Below are 15,145 nucleotides of genomic sequence, written 5' to 3'. Positions count from 1 at the left end.
AATGCAGACTGCCCCGGCGCAAGCCCGGCCTTCACGTCCCCCCATGAAGGGGTACTGGCGCGAATATGGATGGGCGTATTTATTCATTCTGGCTCCAGTACTGTTGTTCTTGGTATTTACGCTATACCCGGTTGCTTCCGCCTTTCTGATGAGCTTCCAGGAATACAGCGTTATGGGCTCCGAATGGATTGGAACGGATAACTACACACGGATGGTACAGGATGAAGTGTTCTGGAAATCCATGAGGAATACGGTCTTATTCACGATCGGCACGGTTCCGGTCAACATTGTTATCACGTATGGTCTGTCCTTTTTTATTTTCCAGATGAAGAACAAATGGCAAACGTTCTTCAAGGCTACGATGTATTTGCCGGCCGTAGCCTCCGGCGTAACGATCTCCGTCGTATGGCTTGCCATTTACGATCCGACGAATGCCGGGCTTTTGAATCGGTTCATTGGATTGTTCGGATTCGATCCTGTCATATGGCTTGGCAAATCGGATACCGCCCTCTTTTCGCTCATATTGATGAACTGGCTCGGTTCGCATGGTGCAGGCATTATTCTCTATCTGGCCGCCATGGGCGGGATTCCCAAATCGCTCTATGAAGCCGCGGATATTGACCATGCCAGCGGATGGTCCAAATTCTGGCGCATTACGTGGCCACTGATGAAACCAACCACGCTGTATCTGCTTGTGACGGGCGTCATTACGTCCTTCCAGGTGTTTATCTCGGTGTATCTGATGACACAGGGCGGACCGAACTTTGCGACGACCACCATCGCCTATCTGATTTACAGCACGGCGTTTAATTTCTACGAATTCGGGCTTGCGGCGGCGCAATCTTTTGTGCTGGCTGCATTGATTATCGTCATTTCCATCATTCAGTTCAAATATTTCTCTTCCGACGTAGAGTACTAACGTATATCACTGAAGCTAAAAGGGGGTGCACCCATGAAATCAAGATCAAAAGTGATCATGCTGATTGTGGCTTCGGTCATCCTGGTGGTATGGAGCGTTCTGACGATCATTCCGATGTACTGGATGTTGATTGGCTCTGTACAGGACACCAAGTCGGCCGCTTCGTTTATTCCCAAAATGATCCCGGACGTGCTGTCCGTAGCCCCATATGAGCGTTTTTTCGGCAAAACCAACGTAATGAGGTGGCTCTTTAACTCCTTATTAATCTCCACCATCCTGACGGTGACCAACGTGTTTCTCGCATCGCTCGCAGGGTATGCCTTTGCGAAGCTGAAGTTCCCGGGGAACAAAGCGGTATTCTGGGTTTTGCTCAGCACCATGATGATTCCGGCACAAGTTACGCTGATTCCGCTCTATATTTTGATGATTGACGTATTTGATCTCGGGAATACATATACGGCCATTCTGCTCCCCGGAATCGTAAGTGTGGGCAACATTTTCTTGATGAAGCAGTACATGTCGTCGCTGCCCACCTCCTTGATTCATGCAGCGCGGATCGATGCTTGCGGAGAGTTCGGTATCTTTTGGAAAGTCATTCTTCCTATGGCTAAACCGGGTCTCGCCGTACTCGCTATCTTCACGTTCGTTGCATCATGGAACGATTTCTTCTGGCCCTTCCTCGTGACCAATTCGGCGGAAATGAGGACCATTCAGGTAGGTCTTGCTTCCTTCGTCTATGCGGACACAACCGATTTCGGCGCACTTATGGCTGGAGCCACCGTCGCGGCACTGCCGATGATGATCCTGTTCTTCTCGCTTCAGCGCTATTTCCTGCAAGGCATCACCATTGGAGCCGTTAAAGGCTAGAAGGAGGCAAAGTTATGGCACGCGTAGAATTCCGTAATATACGAAAAGAATTTGTAGACGACAACAAAGGGACCTTTACCGCTGTAGCGGGGTCGGACTTTGTAATTCATGATAAAGAGTTTGTGGTATTTGTCGGTCCTTCCGGCTGCGGCAAAACCACTTCGCTGCGCATGATTGCCGGGCTTGAGCGTCAAACATCCGGTGACATCCTCATCGGCGACCGGGTGGTAAACAATCTCCATCCGAAAGACCGGGATATCGCCATGGTGTTCCAGGATTACGCCCTGTATCCCCATATGACAATTCGCGAGAATCTCTCCTTCGGTTTGAAGAATCTGAAGAAACCTAAAGAATATATTGAGCAAAAGGTATCACAGGCCGCCTCCATTCTCGGCCTGGAGTCGATGATTGATCGGAAGCCGCGCGAGCTGTCCGGTGGACAGCGTCAGCGCGTTGCGGTGGGCCGGGCGATTGTACGCGATCCGCAGGTGTTCCTGTTTGATGAGCCGCTCTCGAACCTGGATGCGAAGCTTCGCGTGCAGATGCGCGTGGAGCTGTCCGAGCTGCATAAACGTCTTGAGGCAACCATTGTATACGTAACGCATGATCAGGTTGAAGCGATGACACTCGGCGAGCGGATTGTCGTGATGAACAACGGGATTATTCAGCAGATTGCATCACCGACGGAGCTGTATGCGAATCCGCAAAACATGTTTGTTGCCGGTTTTATCGGATCTCCGCCGATGAACTTTATCGATGTGCATAAGGAAGGAAACGTGCTTCGGATGGAGGGCGGCGAATTTGTCATTCCCGATTCCATGGCGGCTGCGCTGAGCAAATACGAGAATGAGCATCTCATTCTGGGCATGCGTCCCGAGCATATTACGGGTGAGGATATACCGGTCATCTCGAATCTGGACTATACGTATTCAACCAAGGTACAGGTCGTTGAACATCTGGGCTCGGAGAATCTGGTGTATTTCCGAGTTGGCAACCGGACCGTTACCGCGAAGGTTCATCCCGAAACGACAGGTTATCCGGGCATGGAGAAAACATTCATTTTCAATTTTGATAAAGTGCATTTCTTCGATCCTGAGACGGAACAGCGTATTGATTGGTAAACAACGACGAAGAGGAGAGGAAATCTATGCACAAGCTGAATGATGTGTTAAAAAAGACAGGGGTTGAGGTTTACCGCGAAATTACGGCGGTGGCCTTATACAGCATGATAACCTCGCTGATCCTCGTGGTTGTCGTGATGTTTGTGCCGCTGATGGCGGCGCTACTGCTGCTGCCGGTGCTGTATATGCCGTTGTTCTACGGGGTTTGTTATGCTTACCATCGCAAGACGGAACGGGGCAAGTCCAGGCTCAAGGACGTGTTCCAAGGTGCGCTTAAAGGCCTCGGGCCTGCTGTGGTTATGGGCTTCTTCTTCGTAGTGATGGCACTGATTCTGTGGTCCACCTGGTGGTATTACGGAGGCAAAGAGGGAATCGGCTATCTCGCGATCGGTGTATTCCAGACCTATTTTGTCATCATGGCGCTCATCTCCCAATTCTACACCTTTCAGCTTGTCATTCAGGAAGGGATGGGCATCTTTAAAGCGATGGCCTACAGCGTCAAGTTGTTCCTGAAGTTTCCGGCCTATACGCTTGGAGCAAGCTTTCAAGCCTTCTGCGTTGCGATTCCACTGGTCCTTACCGTGGTTGGTTTTGGATTCCTCTTTAACGGCATGTGGGCGATATACCAGCATAAGGTTACGTATAATGTACTGAATCCGGAAGAGGCCAAGCCGGCAGAAGACGGTATTGCAGCCTCGGAAGCGAGAGGTGTAAGCGTATGATGAGGGGTAACATGCGGAGCGGAATTGATGTCCTGCCGGGATTATCGCATGAGAAAATCACAGGCTGTCGCCTTGGCGTCATCACGAATCCGACGGGGCTCACGTCGGATTTTCGTTCATCTATTGAGGTGATTGCAGGCTTGCCGAATTCGGAATTGACGGCTTTGTTTGCTTGTGAGCATGGGCTGCGCGGTCAGCTTCAGGCAGGCAAACACGTGGAGGATGAAGTAGATCCGGTATACGGTGTTCCTGTGTACAGCCTGTACGGCTCCCGGCGTAAGCCGGATGCCGATATGCTGAAGAATGTCGATACCGTCATCTTCGATATTCAAGACCTCGGTGTGCGTTTCTACACCTATATGACCACCCTGCTGTATGTCATGGAGGCATGCGCCGAACATGGCAAGAGCCTGCTCGTTCTGGACCGGCCGAATCCGCTCGGCGGGGAACGCTGTGAAGGCGGCTTGCTGCAGCCGGGATACGAATCGATGGTGGGCGGATGGCAGATACCGATTTGCACCGGGATGACCATCGGTGAATTTGCGCGTATGGCTAACGAGATGCGGGGAACCGGCTGTGATCTGGATGTCATTGGGCTGGAAGGTTGGACCCGCAGGATGGACTACACCGAGACGGGGCTTCCGTGGGTGCTGCCTTCCCCGAACATTCCCACGATGGATACGGTTCGCCTCTACAGCGGAACCTGCTTCTTCGAAGGGACCAATCTTTCGGAAGGCAGAGGCACGACCCGGCCATTTGAATGGATCGGTGCTCCGTGGATCGACGGCGAGGAGCTGGCCAAGGCGTTTAACGCCTATCGACTTCCAGGCATCCATGCCCATCCCATGTTCATGACACCAACCTTCTCGAAGCATCAGGGTGAAGGATGTGGAGGCGTGATGCTGTTCATGACGAAGCCATCTGAAGTGGAGGCTGTACGTACTGGGCTTACGCTTCTGCATCTGGTCAGCCGGATGTACCCGGAGGAGTTCCAGTGGCTTACTCCGCCGGCAGGACGCAATCGATATTTTATTGATTTGCTCACAGGAAGCGAGGATGTCCGGAGGCACATCCATGAAGAAGCCGGACTTCAGCGTATTGCTGCGCAGTGGGCCCGGGAATCGGAACAGTGGAGAACGATGAGGGCTCCTTACCTGCTGTATGGGGAGGCGTAGACGATGATGTTCTCACCATGGAAGGATGGAAGGCCGACCGTTGTGGTCGGCTTGATGTCCGGCACTTCGCTGGATGGCATCGATGCTGCGATTGTCCGCATAGAGGGAAGCGGCCTTGCAGCCTCGGTCGAGCTCTTGCATTACTACAGTAAGGCATATGAGCCGGAGCTTCGTCAGCGGCTGCGTGATTTGTGCGTGGAAGCGAATTCGAACAGTGCTCTAATATGCAATATGAATGCGTTCCTCGGTTATCAGTTTGGAGCGGTTGTTCTGGAAGCGGTTGCCGATGCGGGCATGCATGTCGATGAAGTGGATCTGGTCAGCTCTCACGGACAGACCATCTGGCATCAGCCGGTACCGGAACAAGGCGACCCGTATGCTGTCGCGTCGACTTTGCAGATCGGCGATATCTCTGCTATTGCCAAGCATACCGGCAAGCTCGTGGTCGGGGACTTTCGTCCCGCGGACATGGCGGTCGGGGGCCAAGGCGCACCGTTTGCTCCGTATGGGGATTGGATATTATTCCGTCACCCGGAACGTGGAAGGCTGCTGCAAAACATCGGCGGGATCGGCAATTGCACGGCGCTGCCCGCAGGGGCGGATCCTTCGGATGTGCTGGCCTTTGATACCGGACCCGGCAATATGGTTATAGACGCTGTGGCCTACATCCTGTCCGGAGGGCGGTTGTTGTATGACGACGGAGGTAATTGGGCTGCCCAAGGCAAGCCGGACCGCGTTTTATTGGACGAAATGCTGGGCCATTCTTACTTCGGCACCCCGCCGCCCAAATCAACGGGGAGGGAGTTGTTCGGCCACAGTTATGCGGTTTCGTTCCTGGAACAAGCCAAGCTGCGCAAGCTGTCGGACGAGGACGCAATGGCAACGGCAACGGCTTTTACAGCTCATTCCATTGCTGACAGCTATGAGAACTATGTTTTCCTCCGTCACGGGATCGATGAAGTGATAGTGACCGGTGGAGGAGCCCGCAACAAGACATTGCTCTCCATGTTAGGCGAGTTATTGCCGGGGCAGAAGGTGATGACCTCCAGAACGCTGGGGTTTGATGACGATGCCAAGGAAGCCGTGATCTTTGCACTGCTTGGCAATGATTTCATGTTCGGCGTTCCCAACAATCTGCCTGCAGCTACTGGAGCGTTTCGCCCAACCGTGATGGGAAAGCTGGCGCTGCCCTAGTGGGAGAAGCAAGCCTGAATTTCTCTAGCTTAGGAAGAGGGACGATGGGCTCGATGCCGTTCCTATAATTGATATTCAAGCATCAGGACGGAAAGCGTATTTAACTTCGTGAGAAGCAAGGGGAATTTATCGTAGTAAAGCCCGTAATGGGAGGGGGAATGAAATGTGCTGGAATCGGTTATTCGCGAGTTGTTGATCAAAGTGGTTGGCGGGGAGTGGTTCAAGGACGATCCGGAAAGCCTGGTTTCTTACAGTTATGATGCTACCCCGCTATATCAAGCGATGCCGGACGGGGTGATTTTTCCCGAAAGCACGCAGCAGGTATCCGACATCGTCAAAATTTGTTCAAAGCATCGGATACCCGTCATTACACGAGGTGCAGGCAGCAATCTGTGCGGCGGCACCATTCCGCTTCAGGGCGGGCTGGTGGTGGTCATGACTCGAATGAACAAGCTGCTGGAGATCGATTCGGATAATCTGACCGCGACCTTCCAGACCGGTCTGAATACAAAGCAGTTTCATCTGGCGGTTGAACGGACCGGGTTGTTCTACCCGCCGGATCCAAGCAGTATGATCATCTGTACGATGGGCGGCAATATTGCCCTGGGGGCTGGCGGACTGCGCGGTTTGAAGTACGGCACAACCAAGGATTATGTCCTGGGGTTGGAGGCTGTATTGCCGGACGGCAGCATCCTGCGTACAGGCGGCAAGCTGGTGAAGGATGCGGCAGGGTACGATCTGACCCGACTATTGGTAGGATCGGGCGGAACGTTAGCCATACTCACAGAAGCAACGGTTAAATTAATTCCGAAGCCTTCTTACAGGAAAGCGATGGTCGCCGTTTATGATGACCTCCATGCGGCTGCCCGAACGGTTTCGAACATTATAGCCCATCATATTTTTCCGTGTACGCTGGAATTTATGGATCAGCCCACACTTCAGGTGGTCGAGGATTTTGCCAAAATCGGACTGCCGGTTCACGCTAAAGCGATGCTGGCTATCGAACAGGATGGCAACGCCGATGATGTGGAGCGGGATTTGAAGCAGCTGGAGGAAATATGTCTTGCATCGGGTGCGGTGCAGCTGAATATCGCCAAGACTCCGGAGGAAGGGGCGAAGGTGATGGAAGCCAGACGGAGTGCGCTCGCAGCGCTATCCCGTCTGCGGCCCACAACGATATTGGAGGATGCTACGGTTCCCCGTTCGAAGATTGCGGATATGGTGCTTGAGGTTCAGCGAATCGCTCAGAAATATGATGTGCAGATCTGCACATTCGGTCATGCCGGGGATGGCAATCTGCATCCGACCGCGATGACGGATGCACGGGATCCGGAAGAGATTCACCGCGTGGAACAGGCCTTCGCCGAAATCTTTGAAGTGGCCATTGCGATGGGCGGCACGATTACCGGGGAGCATGGCGTTGGGATCGTGAAGGCACCTTACTTGGAATGGAAGGTGGGCGAAGCCGGCATCAAGATGATGAAATCCATCAAGGATGCGATCGACCCGCATCAGATCATGAACCCGGGCAAGCTGTTCGCGGAAACGAGAAAGCGGATCATTTATCAGGATCGAACGGAAGCTGTAGGACGGACGACAACGCAGGATGAGGAGATTCAAACACCGTGAGGGGAGCGAGAGCGCATGAATTCAACCCATGAGAAGCTGGCCCAGTCGCTGAAGCTGACGCTGGATGAGGATCAGCTGACAAACTGTATGCGCTGCGGATTTTGCCAGACCGCTTGCCCAACATTCATCGAGACGGGACTTGAGGCGGCCTCCCCCCGTGGGCGGATTGCACTTATGAAAGCCGTTGTTGATGGCTTGATGGAGCCGGATGAAAGCTTCCGTAGCCAGATGGATCTGTGTCTGGGCTGCAGAGCCTGTGAGCCAGCTTGTCCTTCGGACGTGAAGTACGGCCAATTGATCGAGCAGACCCGGGCTGCCATTGCTGCGGAGAAGCCGTATTCGATGCCTGTGCGAATCGTCCGCAAGACCTTCCTGCAAGGGGTGTTCCCGCATCGCAGAAGGCTGAAGCTGATTGGCAAGACGCTTTCCTTCTATCAGAAATCAGGGCTGCAGAAGTTTGCCCGAAACTCAGGGGCCATGAAGCTGTTTCCCGACCATCTTCAGCAGCTTGAGCAGGCACTGCCTGATGTATCGGGCGATGGCCTGGAAGAGCTGTGGAGCAAGGCGGGCTTTCCTTACCGGCGTGAAACGACTGACAGTGGTTCAGGGCTCATGGTTATTCCAGCGGCAGGAGATACGGTTGGCCGGGTGGGCATGTTCCGGGGCTGCATTATGGATGTTATGTTTGCACCTACGAACGTAAATACCGTGCGACTGCTCCGTCAGGCCGGGTTCGAAATCGTCATACCGGAGGAGCAGGTATGCTGCGGAGCACTGCATGCCCATGCGGGTGAGATGGGTGATGCCAAGCAGCTGGCCGGTCGAAATATTTGGGCTTTCGGGGAAGCGAACGTCGATTATATCGCAAGCAATGCGGGGGGATGCGGTGCCTTGCTGAAGGAATACGATCATCTGATGCATGCGGAACCGGATGAGCGTCTTTCGCAAGCGGCGGTCCGTTTTGCAGATCAGGTGAAGGATATCTCCGAGCTGCTGCACAACCTGGGCAGGCCGCTTGAGCCGATCCATGCGGAAGCCGGGAAGGACGATGCGGCGGTTGCCGTCACCTATCAGGATTCCTGTCACCTGCGCAACGTGATGAGGGTGCAGGAAGAGCCGCGCCAGCTGATGTCGCAGCTTCCGGGCGTGCAATTGTGCGAGCTTCAGGGGGCAGAGGTATGCTGCGGTTCCGCTGGCATATATAACCTGACCCAGACGGAAATGTCGACAACGCTGCTGGACCATAAGATGGAGCATGTGGAAGCTACCGGGGCCAAGGTCATTGTGACTTCTAATCCGGGCTGCCTGCTGCAAATGAAGTGGGGTATCGAGCGTGCCGGTTTGCAAAATGGCGTAGAGGCCGTTCATCTCGCAGATTTCCTGGCAAAGCAGGTACGAATGGAGGATCAACTCGATTAATTGCACGAATGGGTGTCCCCGTGGTCAATGATGATCATGGGGATGCCCTTTTCGTTTTGGGCATAACCGGTTTACATCATCAACGAACAACGGTATGGTAACCTCAGGAAGACGTATGGTAGCCACAGGAAGGGTGGACTCTATGTCCCCTACAGAATTTGTATTTATGTGCTTACGTATGAAATGCAATGATACAAGGAGGGAAACAACAAGATGAAGGAAAGCTTTGATAAGACACTCATAGACCGATTGGAAAGTCCGGAAAGAAAGAGGGAGCTGCCCGCATCTTCGCTGCTTGAGAGGCTGCAGGTGAGTGGAGAGGTGGATGTGCTGGATATTGGAGCAGGCACCGGATATTTTTCCATACCGGCCGCTGCGCTAACGACAGGCACCGTATATGCTCTGGATACCGAGCCAGCCATGCTGCAAATGATGCGGGATCGTGTACGGGAGCAGGGGTTAACGAATGTCAACGTCATGGAAGGGATCGTGGAAAAGCTACCGTTCCAAGAGGGAACGATGGATCGTGTCATCGCTTCCCTCATTCTTCACATCACGGATGAACTGGAGGAGTCCATTCAACAGATTGCACGAGTCTTGCGCCCGGGCGGACGCTGCTTATGCCTGGAATGGCAGGAGGATCCATCGGAGCAGCGGGTTCCTCGTCCGAACCGGATCGACCCGTATGTCATGAAGAACCTGTTGGAGCAAGCGGGGCTGAAGGTGGAGAACATCGAGTACCCAACAGAACGACACTATTTGATGGTAGCCAGTAAACAGCCTGTATGATGCGACCTATAAATCTCTTGCCGGATCGTCCTTCCTTTTATAGACCAACGGGAACATTTTAGAGGAGAGAGACGTCTAGGGATTGAGGTGATCCTTTATGAGAAATTTCACGGTCATGATCCTGCTTAGCTGTTTGCTGCTGCTTGTGAGTGTATATGCTGTAAAACCAACGGATGTATTCGCCTGTTCTTGCGCTGGACCGCCTACGGTTCCGGAAGGCTTGGAACGGAGCGCTGCTGTATTTGCTGGCAAAGTGACTAAGATGGTTGGCCCGAAGCCAAAGCTGGTGATGTCCTCTACAGATCCGGTCGTTGTGACGTTTGAGGTAACTGAGGTATGGAAAGGGGAGTTGCCACTTAAGACGGAGCTTACAACGGCGATGTCTTCAGCCAGCTGTGGTTATGATCAGTTTGCGGTGGGAAGTGAATTTTTGGTGTTCGGTTATGTACTACGCTCCGGTCAGCTGCAAACAGGGCTGTGCGACGGAACGAAGCTCCTCTCTGCGGCAGGTAAGGAACTAACCGAGCTTGGCAAGGGGTATTCTCCACAAGAAATACCTAAATCAGGGGATACAGGGAAGAACGCCCTTCCCGAGGAAGTCCCTGCAAGCGAAGATCAGGGGGCAGGTCAGTCGCCGTTACTGCAGCCTTTCTTGTGGGGAGCTGCAGTCGTTCTCGCAGTTGTACTGTTGGTCTATGCCTGGAGGAAGAAAAGAGAAGTGTAAACGGAATGTAAAATTTTCGGAAATCTATTGGCGCCATTATACAGCCATGCTATAATCCATTTATTCAAGTAAAGGGGAGTAGCAGCCTCAGCAAAGTCGTCAATTCGTGACACGTAACGTGTCTCCGGCTTTGTTGGCAACGAAAGTTGTTTGCGAGACCTTTGCCGATTCGGTAAAGGTTGTTATTCCTGTGAGCTATTTCTGGGTATGATACCTTTATCGCCGATTTTCGGGATAAAGGTTTTTTTGTTTCCTTCAACCTTTTTAAAACGGAATCGGAACATTTCATAACAAGAAGGAGAGATTGCGTTTGGAAATGGGACTGTTGCTTGAATATGGATGGGTACTGATTGTGCTGATTGGACTCGAGGGTATCCTCGCAGCCGATAATGCACTTGTCATGTCCATCATGGTCAAACATTTGCCGGAGGATAAGCGGAAGAAGGCGTTGTTTTACGGATTGGCAGGAGCTTTTGTATTCCGTTTTGCCTCGCTATTCATTATTTCGTTCCTGGCAGATGTCTGGTACGTACAGGCTATCGGAGCCTTCTACCTGTTGTATATCAGTATCAATCATATCGTTAAACAGTTCTTTGTGAAGAAGAAGAAACATCTGAAGGAAGCTGAGACGAAGACCGAAAAATTCTGGGTTACCGTATTGAAGGTAGAGCTTGCGGATATTGCCTTTGCAGTCGATGCGATTTTGGCAGCCGTTGCGCTTGCCTTGACGCTTCCAGAGACCAACCTGCCGAATATCGGGGGGATGGACGGCGGACAATTCCTGGTTATTCTCACAGGCGGAATCATCGGCCTCATCATCATGCGATTTGCGGCGTCGTATTTCGGAAGGCTGCTGGTCAGAAGACCCGGCTTGGAAACGGCAGCTTTCCTGATCGTAGGATGGGTAGGGATTAAGCTGGCCGTATATACGCTCGCGCATCCTGATATCGCTGTACTGGAGAAGACATTTCCGAAGAGCACGGGCTGGAAGCTTGTATTCTGGGGAGTGCTGATCCTGATTGCGGTTCTCGGCTGGTTCCTGTCCAAGGAGAAGAGCGATATGACCGATGAGGAACGGAAACAAGTGGAAAGCTAAGTACCTGGATCCATTTGATATAATAAAGCATAGGAAAAAAGAAAGGATTTGTGATCTCACGTGTAAAATTATCGTTTCTGCGCATCCTTAATGTATATTTTATTTTATGAGGAGAAACGATTGTCTTGGTTAAATGAAGTTTTAAATGGGGAAAATGGATGCCTGCTTTTATTCTGCTCATGGCTATAGAGAGTCATATGACCTCCTGGATTACGGCAGAGTTGAAGCTGCCCCCGAGAATACAAAATGTATACGCAGCGGCTCTTGTACCTGTTACGTTTAAATCGGAGGGCAGATATTCATAACGGAAATGTTTGAGGTTACCTTAGCTTAAGAGTAGAATAAGATGATGTAGGGCGCTTCAGCTTTTCTTTTTGGGATATACGATTTAAGAAGAAAGCAGATACATCTTGTGCTTGTGAATCAGCCTTATTGGCAGGGGAGTATGGAGGGCAGGTGCCTGTCCTTGGCTCTCCAGCCAGCTAAGGCTTTTTGATTTGGATAGGAGATAACAGCATTTGAAAAAAGGAGTGAGCAGGATTGATAATCCTCAAAACACAAGAACAAATCGCCAAGATGAATAAGGCTGGAGACATTCTTGCCGAATGTCATCGGCAGATTGCGCAGATGATTAAGCCGGGCGTGACAACACTGGAGATTGACCAGTTCGTGGAGCGTTTCCTGGCAGAGCGAGGTGCGACCCCGGAGCAGAAGGGATATCACGGATATCCCTTTGCCACCTGCGCGTCGGTCAACGATGTGATTTGCCATGGCTTCCCGAGCCATGAACCGTTAAAGGACGGAGATATCGTTACCATTGACATGGTAGTGAAGTATGATGGCTGGCTTGCCGATTCCGCTTGGTCTTACCCGGTAGGCAGTGTATCTGAGGAAGCACAGCACCTGCTCGATGTGACCAAGAAATCCTTGTATCTCGGGATTGAGCAGGCAGTGGTCGGCAATCGGATCGGTGATATCTCTCACGCCATTCAGTCCTATGCAGAGTCGCAAAATTTATCGGTGGTTCGCCACTTCGTAGGGCACGCAATCGGCGAGAACATGCACGAGGAGCCGCAGGTTCCGCATTACGGCCCACCCAATCGGGGGACACGGCTTAAAGAGGGCATGGTCATTACCATCGAGCCGATGCTTAATCTGGGGACGTACCAATGCAAAATTGACTCAGACGGATGGACGGCAAGAACGGTGGACGGCAAATGGTCAGCTCAATATGAGCATACTCTGGCCATCACGAAGGATGGCCCGGTGATTCTGACGGAACAATAAGTTTCTACTCCACTCCATAGGGCTAATGCCTAGTGGGAGTGGGGGAGATGTACAAGCTGCGAGAACTCTCACGATGCTCCAACGGAGCAGGCGGAATTGTTTTGGAGAAGCGAAGCGTTCGCCTGAAAGCTTTCCAGAGGAAAGCTGGCATCGGAAGCATAGGCTCATCCGGATTTTAACGATTTATTCGTGATTCAGAATGAAATCTGGGGGCAACAGCGATCGGAAGAACAATCCGCATGCGGAGTGATGCAGCATCTTTCAGAATTCGTCAGCATCTGCGAATAGACGCCAATAAGATCTTTTCATATAATAGAATCATCATTTTACAAGCGAAGGGAACATGGAACATGACGATACGTAAAGCACTAACAGTAGCGGGCTCGGATACGAGCGGCGGTGCTGGCATCCAGGCCGATCTGAAGACGTTTCAGGAATTTGACGTATACGGTATGACCGCTCTCACCACCATTGTCTGCATGGAACCGAAAACATGGGATCATCAGGTTTTCCCGGTGGCGCTCGATATCGTGGAAACACAGCTGAAAACAGTGCTTGAAGGCATCGGCATTGATGCAATGAAGACCGGAATGCTCGGCTCTGTTGAGATTATTGAACTTGTCTCCCAATATATCGATCGCTATGACTTGAAACGGATTGTCATCGATCCGGTCATGGTATGCAAGGGAACAGATGAGGTGCTGCAGCCGGAAAATACGGAAGCGATGCTGGAATTCCTTCTTCCGCGTGCCGATCTGGTAACGCCAAATCTGTTCGAAGCGTCCCAATTGGCGAAATCCGGTCCGATCACGTCCCTGGATCAGATGCAGGAAGCTGCCGCCATCATTCACGAGCGCGGCGCGAAGAATGTGCTGATTAAGGATAGAGGCAAAATTCGCGAAGGAAAAGCGATGGACCTGCTCTATGATGGAAAGAACTTTGAATGGTTTGAGGCCGATACCATCGTGACGAAGTATACTCACGGTGCAGGCTGTACGTCATCGGCATCCATTACAGCGAATCTTGCCAAGGGATTGACCGTGCGCGAGTCGGTACAGCAAGCGAAGGCCTTCATCACGCAGGCGATTTCAAACGGCTTCCCGCTGAATGATTTTGTGGGTCCGACAAGACATTCGGCACATCGCAGTATTTCTGCAAATTAAACAAAATACATTTTTTTGCAAGCTTATTCATTTTTGATTCCGGCTTGCACAATGTGACGAGAAACCTTTCTTACTGCAAGAAAGGTTTTTTTGTTGTTAGTTGAATTCGATGCATATACTATATAGGAGCAAAGGCATGCTCATTTATTCACGTATTTCCGCAGGGCTGGAGTGGCTTAGGTCCTTTCCAGTATAATTATGTGCTATAATTTATAAAGGGTCTGATAGAAACAGGAAGAAAATATTTAGGGGTTGAGACATGTTTCAGGTCATTTTGGATTTTTTGAAGAGTTTTGGTCCATGGGGATTGTTTATTCATTCATTTGCTGATGCTGTAATTTTTCCGATACCCGCCTTTTTTCTGCAAGTTTCGCTAAGTATTGTTCATCCGCAGGATGCACTTTGGCTTGCAACTTATGGTTTTATCGGGTGCTTGCTGGGAACGCCATTTGGTTATTTAATCGGAAAGCTGCTTGGGAAGTCGGTATTATACAAGATTTTGAAAAAAGAGTGGATTGACGCTGCAACGAACATGTTTCAGAAAAACGGCGAGGCGGCCATATTGATTGGTTCCTTTACGCCGGTTCCCTTTAAGGTGTTCACCATCCTTTCGGGTTGTTTGAACTTCCCGTTATGGAGGCTCCTGGCGTATGCTGCGATTGGCAGAGCCACCAAGTTTTATGTGGTAGGTACTTTGTTTTACCTGTATGGCAACGCGGCCGAAGGTATGGTTAAGGACGTATCCTTGTATATTGCGCTTATTGCCGTTCCGCTTCTGTTAGTCGGCGTGTATTTCAACCGTAAACGCAAGCGCAAGAAAATGGAGCAGCAGAAGCTGGCTGAAGCGAATTTAACTGTCGTGGAGAAGACACCAGTTGTTCTGGATCAAACCTCGGATCAGACTCCATCAGCCTAAACCTGAGCACGACGTCGGGGAAATCCCGTGAAGAACATATAAAGAAGCAGCCGGGCGATCGCCCGGCTGCTTTTTTTTCCAAGATGTTATAGGTTCCTATTTATATCATAGCTAAACATTTCGG

Annotated in this window: 14 protein-coding genes; all 14 read left to right on the top strand. The window is 51.4% G+C overall.

Going from position 1 to position 15,145, the window contains the following annotated elements:
- The first annotated feature begins 1 nt into the window (after nt 1).
- The 14 genes from M2277_RS22090 (at nt 2) to M2277_RS22025 (ending at nt 15,021) form a co-directional block, all read left to right on the top strand.
- On the top strand, nt 2–919 hold the full coding sequence (locus M2277_RS22090) for a carbohydrate ABC transporter permease (RefSeq protein WP_006212796.1): 918 nt from the start codon (nt 2–4) through the stop codon (nt 917–919).
- A gap of 33 nt (nt 920–952) precedes the next feature.
- Nucleotides 953–1,786: a carbohydrate ABC transporter permease gene (locus M2277_RS22085; RefSeq protein WP_006212795.1), complete on the top strand. Its 834-nt coding sequence runs from the start codon at nt 953–955 to the stop codon at nt 1,784–1,786.
- A 14-nt stretch (nt 1,787–1,800) separates the two neighbouring features.
- Nucleotides 1,801–2,907, top strand: coding sequence for an ABC transporter ATP-binding protein (locus M2277_RS22080; protein WP_006212794.1), 1,107 nt, complete (start codon nt 1,801–1,803; stop codon nt 2,905–2,907).
- A 26-nt stretch (nt 2,908–2,933) separates the two neighbouring features.
- On the top strand, nt 2,934–3,629 hold the full coding sequence (locus tag M2277_RS22075) for a hypothetical protein (protein ID WP_280755530.1): 696 nt from the start codon (nt 2,934–2,936) through the stop codon (nt 3,627–3,629).
- On the top strand, nt 3,626–4,804 hold the full coding sequence (locus M2277_RS22070) for a DUF1343 domain-containing protein (RefSeq protein ID WP_148246431.1): 1,179 nt from the start codon (nt 3,626–3,628) through the stop codon (nt 4,802–4,804). The genes M2277_RS22075 and M2277_RS22070 overlap by 4 nt, the downstream gene beginning before the upstream one ends.
- 3 nt (nt 4,805–4,807) lie before the next feature.
- Entirely contained in the window at nt 4,808–5,998 is a 1,191-nt protein-coding gene (locus M2277_RS22065) for an anhydro-N-acetylmuramic acid kinase (protein WP_280755529.1), read from the top strand.
- Nucleotides 5,999–6,163: 165 nt separating this feature from the next.
- On the top strand, nt 6,164–7,627 hold the full coding sequence (locus tag M2277_RS22060) for an FAD-linked oxidase C-terminal domain-containing protein (RefSeq protein ID WP_036643545.1): 1,464 nt from the start codon (nt 6,164–6,166) through the stop codon (nt 7,625–7,627).
- A 15-nt stretch (nt 7,628–7,642) separates the two neighbouring features.
- The gene (locus tag M2277_RS22055) at nt 7,643–9,046 is read left to right on the top strand and encodes a (Fe-S)-binding protein (protein WP_280755528.1); all 1,404 of its coding nucleotides are present in this window, start codon (nt 7,643–7,645) and stop codon (nt 9,044–9,046) included.
- 213 nt (nt 9,047–9,259) lie between these two features.
- A complete protein-coding gene (locus M2277_RS22050; RefSeq protein WP_006212786.1) occupies nt 9,260–9,835 on the top strand; it encodes a class I SAM-dependent methyltransferase in 576 nt (191 codons plus the stop codon).
- Between the two features lie 97 nt (nt 9,836–9,932).
- Nucleotides 9,933–10,559 carry a hypothetical protein gene (locus tag M2277_RS22045; protein WP_280755527.1) on the top strand — a complete coding sequence of 209 codons (627 nt, stop codon included), beginning with the start codon at nt 9,933–9,935 and terminating at the stop codon, nt 10,557–10,559.
- 310 nt (nt 10,560–10,869) lie between these two features.
- Nucleotides 10,870–11,655: a TerC family protein gene (locus M2277_RS22040; RefSeq protein ID WP_006212784.1), complete on the top strand. Its 786-nt coding sequence runs from the start codon at nt 10,870–10,872 to the stop codon at nt 11,653–11,655.
- A 540-nt stretch (nt 11,656–12,195) separates the two neighbouring features.
- The gene (gene map, locus M2277_RS22035) at nt 12,196–12,942 is read left to right on the top strand and encodes a type I methionyl aminopeptidase (RefSeq protein ID WP_006212783.1); all 747 of its coding nucleotides are present in this window, start codon (nt 12,196–12,198) and stop codon (nt 12,940–12,942) included.
- A gap of 350 nt (nt 12,943–13,292) precedes the next feature.
- Nucleotides 13,293–14,105 carry a pyridoxine/pyridoxal/pyridoxamine kinase gene (gene pdxK / locus M2277_RS22030; RefSeq protein ID WP_036643640.1) on the top strand — a complete coding sequence of 271 codons (813 nt, stop codon included), beginning with the start codon at nt 13,293–13,295 and terminating at the stop codon, nt 14,103–14,105.
- A gap of 259 nt (nt 14,106–14,364) precedes the next feature.
- A complete protein-coding gene (locus tag M2277_RS22025) occupies nt 14,365–15,021 on the top strand; it encodes a YqaA family protein (RefSeq protein ID WP_006212780.1) in 657 nt (218 codons plus the stop codon).
- Nucleotides 15,022–15,145: the final 124 nt, after the last annotated feature.

The sequence above is a fragment of the Paenibacillus sp. LBL genome (assembly GCF_029893715.1).
In the GTDB taxonomy this organism is placed as follows: Bacteria; Bacillota; Bacilli; order Paenibacillales; family Paenibacillaceae; genus Paenibacillus_AQ; species Paenibacillus_AQ glucanolyticus.
The sequence above is the reverse complement of the archived record's forward strand: the minus strand, read 5'-3'. Positions and strand labels throughout refer to the sequence as shown.

Coding starts and splice junctions, on each gene's coding strand:
- M2277_RS22090 (WP_006212796.1), top strand. CDS start 2: ATGCAGACTGCCCCGGCGCAAGCCCGGCCTTCACGTCCCCCCATGAAG.
- M2277_RS22085 (WP_006212795.1), top strand. CDS start 953: ATGAAATCAAGATCAAAAGTGATCATGCTGATTGTGGCTTCGGTCATC.
- M2277_RS22065 (WP_280755529.1), top strand. CDS start 4,808: ATGATGTTCTCACCATGGAAGGATGGAAGGCCGACCGTTGTGGTCGGC.
- M2277_RS22080 (WP_006212794.1), top strand. CDS start 1,801: ATGGCACGCGTAGAATTCCGTAATATACGAAAAGAATTTGTAGACGAC.
- M2277_RS22050 (WP_006212786.1), top strand. CDS start 9,260: ATGAAGGAAAGCTTTGATAAGACACTCATAGACCGATTGGAAAGTCCG.
- M2277_RS22070 (WP_148246431.1), top strand. CDS start 3,626: ATGATGAGGGGTAACATGCGGAGCGGAATTGATGTCCTGCCGGGATTA.
- M2277_RS22025 (WP_006212780.1), top strand. CDS start 14,365: ATGTTTCAGGTCATTTTGGATTTTTTGAAGAGTTTTGGTCCATGGGGA.
- M2277_RS22045 (WP_280755527.1), top strand. CDS start 9,933: ATGAGAAATTTCACGGTCATGATCCTGCTTAGCTGTTTGCTGCTGCTT.
- M2277_RS22075 (WP_280755530.1), top strand. CDS start 2,934: ATGCACAAGCTGAATGATGTGTTAAAAAAGACAGGGGTTGAGGTTTAC.
- pdxK (WP_036643640.1), top strand. CDS start 13,293: ATGACGATACGTAAAGCACTAACAGTAGCGGGCTCGGATACGAGCGGC.
- M2277_RS22055 (WP_280755528.1), top strand. CDS start 7,643: ATGAATTCAACCCATGAGAAGCTGGCCCAGTCGCTGAAGCTGACGCTG.